The sequence below is a fragment of the Streptomyces sp. SP18BB07 genome, assembly GCF_036322545.1.
Taxonomy (GTDB): Bacteria; Actinomycetota; Actinomycetes; order Streptomycetales; family Streptomycetaceae; genus Streptomyces; species Streptomyces deccanensis.
The window spans coordinates 67,137-82,319 of the sequence record NZ_JAQYWT010000348.1 but is presented as its reverse complement, the minus strand read 5'-3'; the positions used below and the strand labels follow the sequence as shown (position 1 = coordinate 82,319).

Sequence of the window (15,183 nt, the reverse complement as noted above, 5' to 3'; positions counted from 1 at the left end):
ACACACCGCATGGCGCACCCCTACACGATCCGTGAGATCGCCCGGCAGGCCGGGCTGAGCCAGGCCACGGTCGACCGGGTCCTCAACGACCGGGGAGGGGTGCGCGAGAGCACCGCCCGCGAGGTGCACCAGGCCGTGCGGGACCTGGACCGGCAGCGGACGCAGGTGCGCATCGGCGGCCGTACGTTCATGGTCGACATCGTGATGCAGACCCCGGAGCGGTTCTCCACCGCCGTCCGGGAGGCCCTGGAGGCCGAGCTGCCGTCCCTGCACCCGGCGGTCGTACGGTCCCGCTTCCACTTCCGGGAGACGGGGTCGGCCGCGGAGATGGTGCGGGTGCTGGACCGGATCGGGCGGCGCGGCTCGCAGGGCGTGATCCTCAAGGCGCCGGACGTCCCCGAGGTCACCGCCGCCGTCGAACGGCTGGTCGCGGCCGGGATCCCGGTGGTCACCTTCGTGACGGACCTGCCGGGCAGCCCGCGCGGCGCGTACGTCGGCATCGACAACCGGGCCGCCGGGGCGACCGCCGCGTATCTGCTCCGGCAATGGCTCGGCGACCGGCCGGGCGCCGTACTGGTGACGATCAGCCGCAGCTTCTACCGCAACGAGGAGGAGCGCGAGATGGGGTTCCGCGGGGTGATGCGGGCGGTCGCGCCGCAGCGGACCCTCGTGGAGGTCACCGACAGCGACGGCCTCGACGCGACCCAGCGCGACCTCGTCCTCGACGCGCTGGAGCGGGAGCCGGAGATCGCCGCCGTCTACTCCATCGGCGGCGGCAACACCGCCACGCTCGACGCCTTCGCCGCGCTCGGCCGTGCGCCGCATGTCTTCGTCGCCCACGACCTCGACCACGACAACACCCGGCTGCTGCGCGAGCATCGGCTCTCCGCCGTGCTCCACCACGACCTCCGCCAGGACGTGCGCCGCGCCTGTCAGACGATCATGCGTGCCCATCAGGCCCTCCCCGACGAGGGCCCGTTCCTGCCGTCGGCGATCCAGGTGGTGACGCCGTACAACATGCCACCGGGGGCGGGAGCGGTCACCGGCTAGCGGTCGCCGGCCGGTGGTCACCGGCCGGCCGGGGCGGGCACCTCGGCCGTGGCGCGGAACGTACGCCGATACGTCAGCGGGGACACGCCGATCGTCGCGTGCAGATGCTGGCGCAGCGACGTGCCGGTGGCGAAGCCGACGTGGCCGGCGATCTCGTCGACCGGGAGGTCGGTGGACTCCAGGAGATGACGGGCGCGGGCCACCCGCTGCTGGACGAGCCAGCGGCCGGGGCTCACGCCGACCTCGTCGTTGAAGCGGCGGGTGAAGGTGCGCAGGCTCATCCGGGCGTGCCGGGCGAGGTCGGCCAGGGCGAGGGGCGCGTCGAGGTGTTCGAGGGCCCACTGCCGGGTGGCCGCGGTGCCGCTGGCCGGATCCTGGGGGACGGGCTGTTCGATGTACTGGGCCTGGCCGCCCTCCCGCCACGGCGGCACCACGCAGCGGCGAGCGACCCGGTTGGCGACCTCGCTGCCGTGGTCCCGGCGCACGAGATGCAGACAGAGGTCGATGCCGGAGGCGGCGCCGGCCGAGGTCAGGATGTCGCCGTCGTCGACGAACAGGACGTCCGGGTCCAGGTCGACCTGCGGGAAGCGGCTCCGGAACAGCTCGGCCAGCGCCCAGTGCGTCGTCGCGGGCCTGCCGTTGAGGAGACCGGCCGCGGCGAGGACGAAGGCGCCCGTGCAGATGGACACCACCCGGGTGCCGGGCCGGATCCGTGCCAGGGCCGCCGCCACGGGCTCCGGCAGTTCGGTGGAGACCAGCCGGGCCGCCGCCGGGGAGACGCCGAACGACGGAACGATCACGGTGTCGGCCGTGGACAGCGCCTCGGGGCCGTGCTCGACGGCGATGGCGAAGTCGGCCGCTGAACGCACCGGGCGCCCGTCGACGGTGCAGGTCAGCACCTCGTACAGCCCCTCGGTCGCGTCGAAGATACGGCTCGGGACGCCGAGTTCGAAGGGGTAGACCCCGTCGAGCGCGAGGACCACCACACGGTGCGGGGAGGTCGTACGACCGGTCATGCGGCTCATCCGACCAGTGTGGCACGATCTCATCGAATGATGGCCATCGTGCCATTGTCGTGATCGTCGGTTCCCAGCAGGCTGGACCGCATGACCGAAACCACCGCGCACGACACCAGCCGCGACGAGACCACCATGCGAGCGATGACCCAGGACGCCTTCGGGGGACCGGAGGTGCTGAGGGAGGCCGAACTGCCCCGTCCCGTGCCGAGGATGAGCGAGATCCTCGTCCGGGTGCACGCGGCCGGCGTCAACCCGACCGACTGGAAGAACCGCTCCTTCGGACTGTGGCACCCCGAGCCGCTGCCGGTGCTGGGCTGGGACGTCTCGGGCGTCGTCGAGGAGGTCGGCCTCGGGGTCACCCTGTTCAAGCCCGGCGACGAGGTGTTCGGCATGCTGCCGTACCCGTACGGCGCGGGCGCGTACGCCGAGTACGCCAAGGCGCCCGCCCGGGCCTTCGCCCACAAGCCGTCGAACATCGACCACGTCCAGGCGGGTGCGCTGCCGCTGGCCGCGCTCACCGCGTACCAGGCGCTCGTCGACACCGCCGACGTCCGGGCGGGGCAGCGGGTCCTGATCCACGCCGCCGCCGGGGGAGTGGGCCATCTCGCCGTGCAGATCGCGAAGGCGCGGGGCGCGTACGTCATCGGTACGGCCAGTGCCGGCAAGCACGAGTTGCTGCGCGAGCTGGGCGCGGACGAGCTGATCGACTACCGGACCACGGACTTCGTGGAGGTGGCCGGGGAGGAGGTGGACGTCGTGCTGGACACCCTCGCCGGGGACGTCCGCACGCGATCCGTGGACGTGCTCGGGGAGGGCGGCACCCTCGTCTCGATCCTGCCGGTCGGCGGGGAGGAGGACGCCGCGAGGGCCGCCGCGCGGGGCGCACGGCTGGAGAAGCTGCTGGTCGAGGCCGACCACGCGGGGATGCGGGCCATCGCGGCACTCGTCGAGCAGGGGAAGCTGCGGGCCCATGTCGACGCGACCTTCCCGCTCGCCGAGGCGGCCAAGGCACACGCCCTGGGGGAGACCGACCGGACGACCGGAAAGATCGTCCTCACGGTCGGCTGAAGTTTCGGCGTGGGTCCTGTCCGGCTCAGCTCGTGACGAGCTCGGCCGCCCGGCGCTCGACGGCCGGGTCGATGGTCACGGTCACCGTCTCGTGCACGGTGGCCGTGACCGTGGCCGCCGTTGTGGCCGTCGGCCCGGCGACGCCCTCGCGGTTGCGGAACAGCCAGACGATGTCCCGTCCGAACGACCAGAGCAGCGAGCCCAGGGCCAGCGCGACGAAGCCGAAGCCCGCCGCGTACGGCAGCAGACCGGAGGCGGCGACCAGCAGGAACACGCCCTGGACGGCGGCGACCGTCTTGCGGGCCATGCTGTGCGGCAGGGAGTTGTTCAGCCACGGGGCGACCTTGGCGGCGGCCACGAAGACGTACCGCATGAGACCGATCAGCAGCACCCACGGGCCCATCGACATGGAGACGTACACGCTCAGCACCAGGATCAGGAACGCGTCGACCTCCATGTCGAAGCGGGCGCCCAGCGCGGTCGACGTCCCCGTCCGACGGGCCACCTTGCCGTCGACGCCGTCCAGGATCAGCGCCACGGCGGTCAGACCGACGAAGAGCGAGACCGGCGGCGAGCTCTGGAAGGAGTCGGCGACCAGCGCGGTGACGGCGCCGACGAGTATCGCCCTGCCGAGCGTGACGCGGTTCGCGGGGCCGAAGGTTCGGGTCCGGGTGCGCAGCAGGGCGCGGTTGAGGACCGCCCAGGTGGCGAGCCCGAAGGCCAGCCCGGTCAGCCAGCCCGCCGGGCCCAGTCCGATCGCCGTGCCCAGGAAGGCGAGGAGCAGCACCTGGGCGCCCGCGCCCACGGTCGTCTCCGAGAGCAACAGCCGGCCGTCGTATGTGTTGATCAGGGCCACCGCATACCTTCCGAACGTGTGACAAGTGGATCATCGCCGCGTACCGTGTCCGCGAACTTCCACCGCTGCGTACGTGGCGAACCGCTCGACCGTTCACGGAGACGCACATGAAACCGACAGCCAATGCCTTCTGGCTACGCTCCCCCGGGGAGGGTGAGATCCGCGAGGAGACCCTCGCGACGCCCGCCGACGGCGAGGTCCTGGTCCGCGCGCTGTACTCAGGAGTCAGCCGGGGCACCGAGACGCTCGTGTTCCGCGGCCGAGTGCCCGAGAACCAGCGCGCGGCCATGCGCGCGCCCTTCCAGGAGGGCGACTTTCCCGCTCCCGTGAAGTACGGCTATCTCAGCGTCGGTCGGGTGGAAGAGGGGCCCGACGCACTGCTCGGCCGGACCGTCTTCTGTCTGTATCCGCACCAGAGCCGCTACGTCGTTCCGGTGAGCGCCGTCACCGTCGTGCCGGAGTCGGTTCCGGCGGCGCGTGCCGTGCTGGCCGGGACCGTGGAGACCGCCGTCAACGCCCTCTGGGACGCGGCGCCCCTCATCGGGGACCGGATCGCCGTCGTGGGCGGCGGCATGGTCGGCTGTTCGGTCGCCGCGCTCCTGGCGCGCTACCCGGGCGTGCGCGTCCAGCTCGTCGACGCGGACCCGGCGCGCGCCGACATCGCCCGCGCCCTCGGTGTGGACTTCGCGCTGCCCGAGGAGGCGCTGGGCGAGTGCGACCTCGTCGTGCACGCCAGCGCCAGCGAACAGGGCCTCGTGCGCTCCCTCGAACTCCTCGCCGACGAGGGCACGGTCATCGAGCTGAGCTGGTACGGCGACCGCCGCATCGCCCTGCCGCTCGGCGAGGCCTTCCACTCACGCCGGCTCACCGTCCGCAGCAGCCAGGTGGGAACCGTCTCCCCGGCCGGACGCGTCGGACGTACGTACGCGGACCGGCTGGCGCTCGCCCTCGAACTCCTCGCCGACGCGCGCTTCGACGCCCTCGTCACCGGGGAGTGCGCCTTCGAGGAACTCCCGGACGTCCTGCCGAAGCTCGCGAGCGGAGAGCTGCCCGGGATGTGCCACCGGGTGCGCTACGACGTCGAGTGAGCCCCTGAGTTGAGCGTTCCGGTTCGCCCCACCCGCCCCTGAACTGCCCGAACGAAACGCTGACCTCCGAAGAAACCGGAAAACTCGGCTGAACAACGGGTAGGGAGCAGCCGTACTACACGGCATGCCCCGGCCCGGGGGCAGACGTACCGCACTGGAGGGTCGTCCGTTGTTCAGCATCACCGTTCGCGATCACATCATGATCGCCCACAGCTTCCGCGGGGAGGTCTTCGGACCCGCGCAGCGCCTGCACGGCGCCACGTTCCTCGTGGACGCCACCTTCCGGCGCGCCGAACTGGACGACGACAACATCGTCGTAGACATCGGGCTGGCCACCCAGGAGCTCGGTGCCGTGGTGAGCGAGTTGAACTACCGCAACCTCGACAACGAGCCCGCCTTCGCCAACACCAACACCTCCACGGAGTTCCTGGCCAAGGTGATCGCGGACCGGCTCGCCGAGCGGATCCACAAGGGCGCCCTCGGGGAGAACGCCAAGGGCATCGCGAGCCTCACGGTCACCCTGCACGAGTCGCACATCGCCTGGGCGAGTTACGAGCGTGCCCTGTGACCGACGTGACCATCGACCGGGCGGCCGTCGGCACCACCGCCCAGGCAGCCGGTGCCGCGGCCCGTGTGAACGGCGCCCAGGTGAAGGGCGGGGCTCAGGCGAACGGGGAAGAGCAAGTGAGGCTCGGCTATGTGCCCGTGCAGAACGCGGCGCTGAAGAACGCCGCGATCATCCCCATGTCGCTGCGTTCCGTGCACTTCGTGATGCCGGGCGGCGTCGACGACCCCACCCGGCCCAGCGGCGGCAACGCCTACGACCGGCGGATCTGCCTCGACCTGCCCGGCTTCGGCTGGCAGGTGCACAAGCACGCGATCGACGGCAGCTGGCCGCGCCCGGACGAGACGGCCCGCGCCGAACTCGCCCGCACGCTGAGCGAACTCCCCGACGGTACGGTCGTCCTGCTGGACGGGCTGGTCGCCTGCGGCGTCCCCGAGATCATCCTCCCCGAGGCCGAACGGCTCTGCCTGGCCGTGCTGGTGCATCTGCCGCTCGGCGACGAGACCGGCCTGGAGCCCGAACTCGCCGCCGAACTCGACGCCAAGGAGCGCACCACCCTGCGGGGTGTGTCCGCCGTGATCGCGACCAGCGAATGGGCGGTCCGCAGACTCGTGTCCCACCACGGGCTCGCCCCCGAGCGGGTCCATGTGGCCGCCCCCGGCGCCGACATCGCGCCCCTCGCCTCCGGCACCGACGGCGTCTCCCGGCTGCTGTGCGTGGCCGCGGTCACCCCGCGCAAGGGGCAGCACCGGCTGGTGGAGGCCCTCGCGACCGTCACCGAACTGCGCTGGAGCTGCGTCCTGGTCGGCGGCCTCGACCAGGACCCGGAGTACGTCGACCACATCCGCTCGCTGATCGCGAAGTTCGGCCTGGAGGACCGCTTCCACCTGGCCGGACCGCAGGCCGGCGCGGAACTCGACGCCAGCTACGCCGCCGCCGACCTGATGGTCCTCACCTCCTACGCCGAGACGTACGGCATGGCGGTCACCGAAGCCCTCGCGCGCGGCATCCCCGTTCTCGCCACGGACGTCGGCGGTCTCCCCGAGGCCGTCGGCCGCGCCCCCGACGGCGGGGTGCCCGGCATCCTCGTCCCGCCGGAGAACCCCGCGGCCATCGCGGCGGAGCTGCGCGGCTGGTTCGGGGAGGCCGACGTACGGCGCCGGCTGAAGGCGGCGGCGCGCGGGCGCCGGGCCGCACTGGACGGGTGGGCGACCACGGCCCGCAGCCTCGCCCATGTGCTGGGCAGGCTGCGGCACGAACCTCGGAGGGCCGCATGACCACTTCTGCCGATATGACCATGTCCGCGGGCGGACCCCTGTCGACGGGCGGATCGCTGCCGACGGGCGCGACGGGCTCTTCGGGTACGTCCGCGGCGGCCGGGCCGGCCGGTGTCGCCGCCGGGGCCCCCGTCGGCGGGGTGCTGAGCATGGCGGGACGCGGGGGAGACACACCGGCGCCCGAGGACCACCAGTACGCGCCGCAGTGGCTGGAGTTGCGCGAGAGCGCCGACGCGGACGCCCGTGCGGTGGATCTGCTGGACCCGCTGCGGATCCGCCTCGCGAACCTGCCCGGTCGTGCCACCGGGCTGACCGTGCACGACCTCGGCTGCGGCACCGGCTCCATGGGCCGCTGGCTCGCGCCCCGACTGGACGGCGCCCAGCGGTGGGTGCTGCACGACCAGGACCCGAACCTGCTGCGGCTGGCCGTCGCGCGGGCGCCGCGCGCCGCCGCGGACGGCAGCCCGGTCACGGTCACCACGCGGCGCGGTGACATCGGCCGGCTGACGGCGGCCGACCTCGACGGTGCCTCGCTGGTGACGGCGTCCGCGCTGCTCGACGTCCTCACCCGCGAGGAGATCGAGGCGCTCGCGGCGGCCTGCGCGGGCGCCGGAGTCCCCGCGCTGCTGACGCTCTCGGTCGTGGGCCGCGTGGACCTCGTCCCCGCGCACCCCATGGACGCCGAGATCGCCGAGGCGTTCAACGCCCACCAGCGCGCGAGTGATCTGCTCGGTCCGGACGCGATCACCACGGCGTGCGAGGCGTTCGCCCAGCGGGGTGCCACGGTCCGGGTCAACCCGAGCCCCTGGCAGCTCGACACACGGCACACCGCGCTGACCGAGGAGTGGCTGCGGGGCTGGGTCGGGGCCGCCTGCGAGCAGCGCCCCGAACTCGCCGGGCGCGCCGACGCCTACCTCCGCGACCGCCTCGCGGCCAACGCCGCCGGTGAACTCCGCGTCGTCGTCCACCACAGCGACCTCCTGGCGCTGCCCCGGCCGACGGGCGGAGCCTCATGACGGCACCGGTGGAGGAGACGGTCGAGACCCATCCACCGACGACGGGCGACCGCATACGCGTACGCCCGCGCGGAGTTCGCGCCCGAGTGAAGGCGGGCACACCGGCCGCGCGGGCGCGGGTCCGCGCGCTCACACCCGGCACACGCTCACCCGAACCACCGCCCACGACGACGGCAGCGGACACGCGCCCGCCGGAGGCCACGGCCTCGGCGACCGCCTCCGACACGAACGGGGCCGACCGAGCGGCGACGCCCCCGGCCGCGCCCGACGCGGTGGACGGGGCCGGCACGGTGGATGTCGCGGACGTGGCCGGCGCGGTGCCCGTGGCCGACAACACGGCCGGTGGCCGGAGCCGGGTCGGGGCCGCAGCGGCCCTCTCCCAGGCAGCCCCGGCGTCCCCCCAGGCAGCCCCGGCGTCCCCCCAGGCAACCCCTGCGTCCTCCGAGGCAACCCCGGCGCCCTCCGCGGCACCGGAACGCCCCCTCACCTCCCGACCCGCCTCCCCGTTCGTCCGCGCCCTGCGTACCCACTTCGGCACCCTCGCCGGGACGGTGATCCTCGTGGTCGTGTTCTGGCGGATGGGTACCGGCGTGTTCGTCGACGGGTTGCGGCGGATCGACGCCGGGACGCTCGCGGCGGCCGTCGGCATCGGCGTGCTGACCACGGTGTTCAGCGCGTGGCGCTGGTGCGCGGTGACGCGGTCGCTCGGGCTCCGGCTGCCGCTCGGTCCGGCCGTCGCGGACTACTACCGGGCGCTCTTCCTCAACGCGGCGCTGCCCGGCGGTGTCCTCGGCGACGTGCACCGCGCGGTGCGGCACGGACAGAGCTCCGGCGACATGGGCCGGGGCGTGCGCGCGGTGGTGATCGAGCGCACCGCGGGCCAGTTGGTGCTGGCAGTCGTGGGCGTAACGGTCCTGCTGGTGCTGCCGTCCCCGGTGCTGGAGCAGACCCGCCACGCGGCCGGAGTGACGGCACTCGCCGCGCTGGGCGCGCTGGCGATCTGGGCGGCGGTCCGCATGGGCCGCAGGCCGAGCGCGTCCGGAGGGGGCCGGGGCCGCAGGATCAGGGCCGTCCTCACCGAGGCGCGCGGCGTGCTGCTGCACCGCGACAGCGGGCCCGCCGTGCTGATCTCGTCCGTGGCGGTCCTGGCCGGATACGTGGCGACGTTCCTGCTCGCCGCCCATGTCGCCGGCTCCGCCGCGAGCGCGCGGGAACTGCTGCCCCTCGCGCTGCTGGCCCTGATCGCGATGAGCCTGCCGCTCAACGTCGGCGGCTGGGGCCCCCGGGAGGGCGTCACCGCCTGGTCGTTCGGCGCCGCCGGACTGGGCGCCTCGCAGGGGCTGACCGTGGCCGTCGTCTACGGTGTGCTCAGCTTCGCGGCCGCCCTGCCGGGCGCGCTCGTGCTCGTCGGACGCTGGTACGGCTCCCTGCGAGCCCGCCGTCAGTCGTCCGCGGTGACCAACGAGAAGTACGCCCCGAAGGATTCCACGAACCCTGCCAGCAACTCCTTCCCCTTCGCGGCGGACGCCAGGGACGGACGGCCGATCACACCGGAATCGGTGTAGGCCGACATACCGAGGGAGAGGAGATGACGGCGGTCGTCGGCAAGGAAATCGGTGGTCTCGTGACCGGGACGGACCAATTCGGGATGGCAATGCAGAAGTATGGAGGTCTCAATTTCTCCCGCATGCATATCACTGAGCAACGAGGTCTGTACGCCCGCCCGTTCGCGCGCGGCGTCCCAGTCCTCCATCGCCGGGAAAAGCGCCATTCGATGTCCCGCCGCGGTGGATTCCTGAACGACATTTCCCAGCACATAATTCCCACCGTGTCCGTTCACCACCACCAGCGCCTCGACGCCCGACCCGCGCAGGGACGCGGCGATGTCCCGCACCATCGCGTGCAGCGTCGTCGCGGAGATGCTGACGGTGCCGGGCCAGGCCGCGTGCTCGTGCGAGCAGGCGATGGTCACGGGCGGCAGGAGGTGCACCGGGTACGCGGCGGCTATCTCCCGGGCTATCGCGCAGGCGACCAGCGTGTCGGTGGCCAGGGGCAGATACGGACCGTGCTGCTCGTAGCTGCCGACCGGAAGCACCGCGACCTGCCGGCCCGCCGCCGCCCCCCGCGCCCGGACGTCCGCGGTGGTGTCCGTCGGTACAAGACTCGAACTGCTCATCTCTTCACGGCCTTTCGTCTCTGCTGATGCTCCGTCATTTTCGCATGACGTCAGGACTCACCAGATAGGAACCAGATCATGACAGAAAATGTTGGTGTACTCGGCACGAATGCCCAGTCCTCCGGCGCCGTACGTGTGGTGAACGCGCCCCTGCCCACCACCTACGGCGACTTCGAGGCCGTAGGTTATCTCGACCAGGACCGCGGCGAAGAACAAGTGGCGCTGGTGTACGGCGACATCAGCGGCGGTGAGGGAATTCTCATCCGGCTGCACTCGGAGTGCCTGACCGGTGACGCGTTCGGCTCGCAGCACTGCGAATGCGGCGAACAGCTCGACAGCGCGCTGCGGACGATAGTCGCCGAGGGGCGGGGCGTCCTCGTCTATCTGCGCGGCCACGAGGGTCGCGGCATCGGCCTGCTCGCCAAGCTCCAGGCGATGAAGCTCCAGGCGGAGGGCCTGGACACCGTCGAGGCCAACCTCGCCCTCGGTCTGCCGGTGGACGCCCGCGACTACCGGGTGGCGGCCGAGATGCTGCACGATCTCGGCGTACGGTCGGTCCGGCTGATGTCGAACAACCCGCGCAAGCGGGAGGCGCTGCTGCGCCACGGCATCAAGGTCTCCGAGCAGGTGCCGCTGCTCATCACCCCGTGCGAGGACAACATCACCTACCTGCGCACCAAGCGGGAGCGGCTCGACCACTACCTGCCGCACCTGGACGCGGTGGTCCACTCGTCCTGAGCGCCGGGATCCGCGCGGCGGCCGCCTCGGAGGCGACTCCGACACCGGCCGCCGCGCCCGCCGGAGGCCCGCGCGCGCTGCCCCTTCGGGCAAGTCCACCGGCGCCCCGCATGAACGTTCGCCCCGGGTGGAAGACCTGACACCGTCGGGCATCGCGACCACGGTCGGACGAAGGGAGCGTTCGTGATCCGCAGCGCACGGGTCGTCGTCATCGGCGGAGGTGTCATCGGGACGAGCATCGCCTACCACCTGGCCGCCGCCGGAGTGGACGACGTCGTCCTCGTCGAACGCGACGAACTGGCCTCCGGATCGACGGCGAGGGCCGCCGGCGGGGTCCGCGCGCAGTTCTCCGACGAACTCAACATCCAGCTCGGCGCCCGGAGCCTGGAGGCGTTCGGCCGCTTCCGGCAGGAACTGGGCCACGACATCGGCCTGCACCGCGTCGGCTATCTCTTCCTCCTGACGACCCCCGACGAGGTCGCCCAGTTCGAGGCGGGCGTCCAGCTCCAGAACGACCTGGGCGTGCCCAGCCGCATGGTGGACCCCGAAGAGGCCCGGCGGCTCTCCCCGCTGATCTCCACCGAGGGCCTGCTGGCCGCCGCGTTCTCGCCCGACGACGGGCACTGCACTCCCGAGTCGGTGGTCCACGGCTACGCCGCCGGGGCCCGCCGTCACGGGGCGACCGTGCTGCGCAACTGCGAGGTCCTCGGCATCGAGACCTGGCGGGACACGATCACGGCCGTGGTCACGAGCAAGGGCCGGATCGTCACCGACACGGTCGTGTGCGCGGCCGGCGCCTGGTCCCGGTCCGTCGGCGCCATGGTCGGCGTCGACCTCCCGGTGGAACCCCTGCGCCGCCAGATCGCCGTGACGGAGCCGGTGCCCGGACTCCCGCCGAACCTCCCCATGACGATCGACTTCACCAGCAGCCTCTACTTCCACACCGAGGGCCCCGGCCTCCTCGTCGGCATGTCCGACCCCGACGAACGCCCCGGCTTCGCCACCGACACCCACGACCGCTGGATCCCCCGCCTGTACGAGGCCATGCAGCGCCGCGCCCCCTCCCTCCTGGACCTGCGCCGCACGGGCGGCTGGGCGGGCCTGTACGAGATCACCCCGGACCACAACGCCCTGATCGGCGAGGCCGGTTCCTGCTCCCGCTTCCTGTACGCGACCGGGTTCTCCGGCCACGGTTTCCTCCAGGGCCCGGCGGTCGGCGAGGTGGTCCGCGACCTGTACCTGGGCCGCGTACCCTTCGTCGACATCAGCCCCTTGAACGTCGACCGGTTCACGGCCGACGCGCTGCGCCCGGAGGCCAACCTCGTATGACCGATCTGCACTTGTGGCTCCGCCACGAGACCCGCACCACCGAACGCCGCACCCCGATCGTGCCGTCCGACGCCCGGCGGCTGGTCGAGAGCGGCGTACGGATCACCGTCGAGGACTCCCCTCAGCGGATCTTCCCCCGGGAGGAGTACGAGCAGGCCGGCTGCCAGGTCGCAGAGCCGGGCTCGTGGGTGTCGGCGTCGGCGCGCGCGGTGATCGTGGGCCTCAAGGAACTGCCGGACATGCCTGCTGAATTGACTCATCGTCATGTCTTCTTCGGGCACGCCTACAAGGGCCAGCCCGGCGCCGAGGCGCTGCTGCGCAGGTTCGCGGCCGGGGGCGGGGCGCTGCTGGACCTGGAGTATCTGGTGGACGACCAGGGCCGTCGGCTCGCCGCCTTCGGCTTCTGGGCGGGCTATCTGGGCGCGGCCCTGGCCGTGCTCCACCACCGGGGCGCACTGCGGGCTCCGCTCGTCCCCACGACCAAGGAGGAGATGGAGGCCGAACTCCGGGCGTCCAGGGGTGACTTGACCGCGCTGGTGATCGGCGCGCTGGGGCGCAGCGGCCGGGGCGCGCGGGCCGCGCTCGGTGAGGCGGGCGTCGAGCCGACCTGCTGGGACCTGGCCGAGACCCGTGACCTGGACCGACCGGCCCTGCTGGCCCACGAGTTGCTGGTCAACACCGTCCTGACGACCAGTCCGGTCCCGCCGTTCCTGACGGACAAGGACCTCGACGGACCGGACCGCCGGCTGCGCACCCTCTCGGACGTCACGGTCGACGTCGGCTCACCCATGAACGTCCTGCCCGTCTACGACACGACCACCGAGTGGGACCACCCGGTCCGCCGGCTGCGCGAGCACCCCCCGCTCGATCTCATCGCCATCGACAACCTGCCCTCCCTGCTGCCCCGCGAGGCGAGCACCGACTTCTCGGCCGCGCTGCTGCCGCAGCTGCTGGACTTCGAGACGGGTGGGGCGTGGGGGCGCTGCCTTGACCGATTCCGGCGGGCGAGCGCCGAACTGGGCCTCACAGAAGGGTAGTTGCCCGATGACCGAGGTGGTCCCCGCGAGCGGCACCGTCCACTGGGTCGGTGCCGGACTGTCCACGGGCAGCGGCCTGGCGGCGCTGTGCGACACGGCCGCCCGGGTGCGGCTGTGGCACCGCACCGAGGAGCGCGCCGAGCAGGCGCTGGCCGCACGCGGTCTGACGGGCAGGGCCGAGCCCCGTGCGTACACACTGCCCGCGCTCGTGGCGGACCTCGCGCCGGGAGACGTGGTGGTCTCCATGCTCCCGGCACCGGACCACGCGCCGCTGCTCGCCGCCTGCGTCGGGGCGCGGGCCCACTTCGCCTGCTCCAGCTATGTCTCGGACGCGGTCCTGGAGCAGGTACCGGCGGCCGAGGCGGCGGGCGTCACCGTCCTCACCGAGGCGGGCCTGGACCCGGGCGTGGACCACCTCTTCGCGCACAGCCTGATCGACCGTGCGACCCGGGCGATCGGGCCCGAGACCCCCGCCACGTACACCCTCACCTCGTACTGCGGCGGCGTCCCGGCCGTCCCCAACGACTTCCGGTACCGCTTCAGCTGGGCCCCGGCCGGAGTCCTGAGCGCCCTGCGCTCACCGGCCCGCTACATCGAGGACGGCGCCGTGACGACGGCCGACCGCCCCTGGACGGCCACCCGCGCCCACGTCGTCGACGGCGAGGCCTTCGAGGCCTACCCCAACCGCGACAGCGTCCCCTTCGTCGCCCAGTACGGCCTGCCGTCGGCCTGGACACCGAGGACCTTCGTGCGCGGCACCCTCCGTCTCGACGGCTGGCTCACCGCCTGGGCGCCGGTCTTCGCGGAACTCGAACGCGGCGACGACGGGCGCATCGCGGAGCTGGCCCGCGACCTCGCGGCCCGCCACCCGACCACCGACGCCGACCGCGACCGGGTCGTCCTCGCCGTCTCCCTCGACGTGCGCACCGACGCGGGCGAGCAGTGGTCCGGCCGCTACCTCCTCGACGCCGTCGGCACCGAGGAGGAGAGCGCGATGGCTCGCCTGGTGTCCCGCCCCCTGGCCCTCGGCGTGGGACACATATTGGACGGCTCCCTGCCACCGGGCCTGAGCAGGGCGGCGGAGACGGGCGAGCGCGCGGAGGCCTGGCTGACCGAACTGGCGCGGGTGGGTGTGGACTTCAGGGCGAGCGTCGCCAGGTTTTAGGTCGCGTCCGCAAAGTGGGTTGGTTGTTGGTTGATCGTTGGTTGGTTTGTGGTGCGTCGTCATGGCCTGCGACTTCGGCTGACAGTATCCGGGCTTGCCGCAGCGGGTGGTCGCGTCACGCCGCCTCTTCGGTACGCATCGGACGGTCTCGCCGCGGCGCCGCGAGAACACCCTGCTTCTCCAGCGCCTTGCGCAGTGCCCGCACGGCGTAGAAGGCGCGGCTCTTCACGGTGCCGGGCGGGACACCGAGGTGCTCGGCCGTCTGGGCCACGCTGCACTCCAGGTGGTACATGAGGCGGATGACGGTCCGCTGCTGCTCGTTCAGTTCCCGCAGGGCCTTACGCACCGCATGGGTGGTGATCGTCGATTCCGTGCTGTCCCAGGACGCGTCCAGGTCCTCGACCGGCATGAGCTCCAACGGCCGGTTGCGCCGGGCCCGATGGTGGTCGATCACGAGGTTCCTCGCCACGGTGAACAGCCAAGGCCTGATGTGGTCGCCGCGGTTGCACCGGAAACGACCGTGCTTCCAGGCGCGGGTCGCGGTCTCCTGGAGGATGTCCTCCGCCTTGTGCCAGTCTCCGTCGAGCAGCCGCGTGGCGTACCGGACGAGCGGAGGCCCGTACCGGTCGTAGACCTCTCGCACGAAGGCATCGCAGTCGGTGTCCGATGGGACGTGCCGGGGGTGCGCCGGAGGCGGAGCGAGGGTGGTGGTCCTCGCTTCCATGATTCCGTTCATGGGTGGTGCCCGTTCCTGTTCAAGTGTTTGTGGCCTGCTCTCCCGCATGCGCGGTCGAGTGGC

Annotated in this window: 14 protein-coding genes and 1 pseudogene; 11 read left to right on the top strand and 4 right to left on the bottom strand. The window is 72.4% G+C overall.

Features of this window, described 5'->3' with window-relative positions; translation table 11 throughout:
* Positions 1-9: 9 nt before the first annotated feature.
* A complete protein-coding gene (locus PUR53_RS33975; protein WP_329910790.1) occupies positions 10-1,050 on the top strand; it encodes a LacI family DNA-binding transcriptional regulator in 1,041 nt (346 codons plus the stop codon).
* A gap of 17 nt (positions 1,051-1,067) precedes the next feature.
* Here PUR53_RS33975 and PUR53_RS33970 read toward each other — a convergent pair whose 3' ends face one another.
* Positions 1,068-2,075, bottom strand: coding sequence for a GlxA family transcriptional regulator (locus PUR53_RS33970; RefSeq protein WP_329910789.1), 1,008 nt, complete (start codon positions 2,073-2,075; stop codon positions 1,068-1,070).
* Positions 2,076-2,156: 81 nt separating this feature from the next.
* On the opposite strand from PUR53_RS33970, the gene PUR53_RS33965 reads away from it, so the two are divergent.
* Complete coding sequence (locus PUR53_RS33965) at positions 2,157-3,137, top strand: NADP-dependent oxidoreductase (protein WP_329910788.1); 981 nt, start codon at positions 2,157-2,159, stop codon at positions 3,135-3,137.
* 25 nt (positions 3,138-3,162) lie between these two features.
* Here the strand turns inward: PUR53_RS33965 and PUR53_RS33960 are convergent, their stop codons facing one another.
* Entirely contained in the window at positions 3,163-3,993 is an 831-nt protein-coding gene (locus tag PUR53_RS33960) for a CDP-alcohol phosphatidyltransferase family protein (RefSeq protein WP_329910787.1), read from the bottom strand.
* Positions 3,994-4,100: 107 nt separating this feature from the next.
* Between PUR53_RS33960 and PUR53_RS33955 the strand changes: the two genes are divergently transcribed.
* The 5 genes and pseudogenes from PUR53_RS33955 to PUR53_RS33935 all read left to right on the top strand — a co-directional run.
* Positions 4,101-5,081, top strand: a complete 981-nt coding sequence (locus tag PUR53_RS33955; RefSeq protein ID WP_329896916.1) for a zinc-dependent alcohol dehydrogenase — start codon at positions 4,101-4,103, stop codon at positions 5,079-5,081.
* A 169-nt stretch (positions 5,082-5,250) separates the two neighbouring features.
* Positions 5,251-5,649 carry a 6-pyruvoyl trahydropterin synthase family protein gene (locus PUR53_RS33950; RefSeq protein WP_215454295.1) on the top strand — a complete coding sequence of 133 codons (399 nt, stop codon included), beginning with the start codon at positions 5,251-5,253 and terminating at the stop codon, positions 5,647-5,649.
* Entirely contained in the window at positions 5,646-6,923 is a 1,278-nt protein-coding gene (locus PUR53_RS33945) for a glycosyltransferase family 4 protein (RefSeq protein WP_329896915.1), read from the top strand. The genes PUR53_RS33950 and PUR53_RS33945 overlap by 4 nt, the downstream gene beginning before the upstream one ends.
* Positions 6,920-7,939: a methyltransferase domain-containing protein gene (locus tag PUR53_RS33940; protein WP_329910786.1), complete on the top strand. Its 1,020-nt coding sequence runs from the start codon at positions 6,920-6,922 to the stop codon at positions 7,937-7,939. The genes PUR53_RS33945 and PUR53_RS33940 overlap by 4 nt, the downstream gene beginning before the upstream one ends.
* Positions 7,936-9,267 (top strand): annotated as a pseudogene (locus PUR53_RS33935) (lysylphosphatidylglycerol synthase transmembrane domain-containing protein); the annotation flags it as partial. The gene PUR53_RS33940 and the pseudogene PUR53_RS33935, both read left to right, overlap by 4 nt.
* 113 nt (positions 9,268-9,380) lie before the next feature.
* Here the strand turns inward: PUR53_RS33935 and PUR53_RS33930 are convergent.
* Complete coding sequence (locus tag PUR53_RS33930; RefSeq protein ID WP_329896913.1) at positions 9,381-10,115, bottom strand: creatininase family protein; 735 nt, start codon at positions 10,113-10,115, stop codon at positions 9,381-9,383.
* Between the two features lie 78 nt (positions 10,116-10,193).
* Between PUR53_RS33930 and ribA the strand changes: the two genes are divergently transcribed.
* From ribA to PUR53_RS33910, 4 genes are all read left to right on the top strand, one after another.
* Positions 10,194-10,853 carry a GTP cyclohydrolase II gene (gene ribA, locus PUR53_RS33925; protein WP_329896912.1) on the top strand — a complete coding sequence of 220 codons (660 nt, stop codon included), beginning with the start codon at positions 10,194-10,196 and terminating at the stop codon, positions 10,851-10,853.
* A gap of 183 nt (positions 10,854-11,036) precedes the next feature.
* A complete protein-coding gene (locus PUR53_RS33920) occupies positions 11,037-12,182 on the top strand; it encodes an NAD(P)/FAD-dependent oxidoreductase (protein ID WP_329896911.1) in 1,146 nt (381 codons plus the stop codon).
* Positions 12,179-13,219 (top strand): saccharopine dehydrogenase, encoded by a 1,041-nt coding sequence (locus PUR53_RS33915; protein WP_329896910.1) that lies wholly within the window; start codon positions 12,179-12,181, stop codon positions 13,217-13,219. The genes PUR53_RS33920 and PUR53_RS33915 overlap by 4 nt, the downstream gene beginning before the upstream one ends.
* Positions 13,220-13,226: 7 nt before the next feature.
* A complete protein-coding gene (locus tag PUR53_RS33910) occupies positions 13,227-14,384 on the top strand; it encodes a saccharopine dehydrogenase family protein (RefSeq protein WP_329896909.1) in 1,158 nt (385 codons plus the stop codon).
* A gap of 115 nt (positions 14,385-14,499) precedes the next feature.
* Here the strand turns inward: PUR53_RS33910 and PUR53_RS33905 are convergent, their stop codons facing one another.
* On the bottom strand, positions 14,500-15,120 hold the full coding sequence (locus PUR53_RS33905) for a sigma-70 family RNA polymerase sigma factor (RefSeq protein WP_329910785.1): 621 nt from the start codon (positions 15,118-15,120) through the stop codon (positions 14,500-14,502).
* Positions 15,121-15,183: the final 63 nt, after the last annotated feature.

Excerpts from the sequence above, each read along its gene's own strand:
- PUR53_RS33975 (WP_329910790.1), top strand. The coding sequence starts at position 10 with ATGGCGCACCCCTACACGATCCGTGAGATCGCCCGGCAGGCCGGGCTG.
- PUR53_RS33970 (WP_329910789.1), bottom strand. The coding sequence starts at position 2,075 with ATGAGCCGCATGACCGGTCGTACGACCTCCCCGCACCGTGTGGTGGTC.
- PUR53_RS33965 (WP_329910788.1), top strand. The coding sequence starts at position 2,157 with ATGACCGAAACCACCGCGCACGACACCAGCCGCGACGAGACCACCATG.
- PUR53_RS33955 (WP_329896916.1), top strand. The coding sequence starts at position 4,101 with ATGAAACCGACAGCCAATGCCTTCTGGCTACGCTCCCCCGGGGAGGGT.
- PUR53_RS33940 (WP_329910786.1), top strand. The coding sequence starts at position 6,920 with ATGACCACTTCTGCCGATATGACCATGTCCGCGGGCGGACCCCTGTCG.
- PUR53_RS33930 (WP_329896913.1), bottom strand. The coding sequence starts at position 10,115 with ATGAGCAGTTCGAGTCTTGTACCGACGGACACCACCGCGGACGTCCGG.
- ribA (WP_329896912.1), top strand. The coding sequence starts at position 10,194 with ATGACAGAAAATGTTGGTGTACTCGGCACGAATGCCCAGTCCTCCGGC.
- PUR53_RS33915 (WP_329896910.1), top strand. The coding sequence starts at position 12,179 with ATGACCGATCTGCACTTGTGGCTCCGCCACGAGACCCGCACCACCGAA.
- PUR53_RS33910 (WP_329896909.1), top strand. The coding sequence starts at position 13,227 with ATGACCGAGGTGGTCCCCGCGAGCGGCACCGTCCACTGGGTCGGTGCC.
- PUR53_RS33905 (WP_329910785.1), bottom strand. The coding sequence starts at position 15,120 with ATGAACGGAATCATGGAAGCGAGGACCACCACCCTCGCTCCGCCTCCG.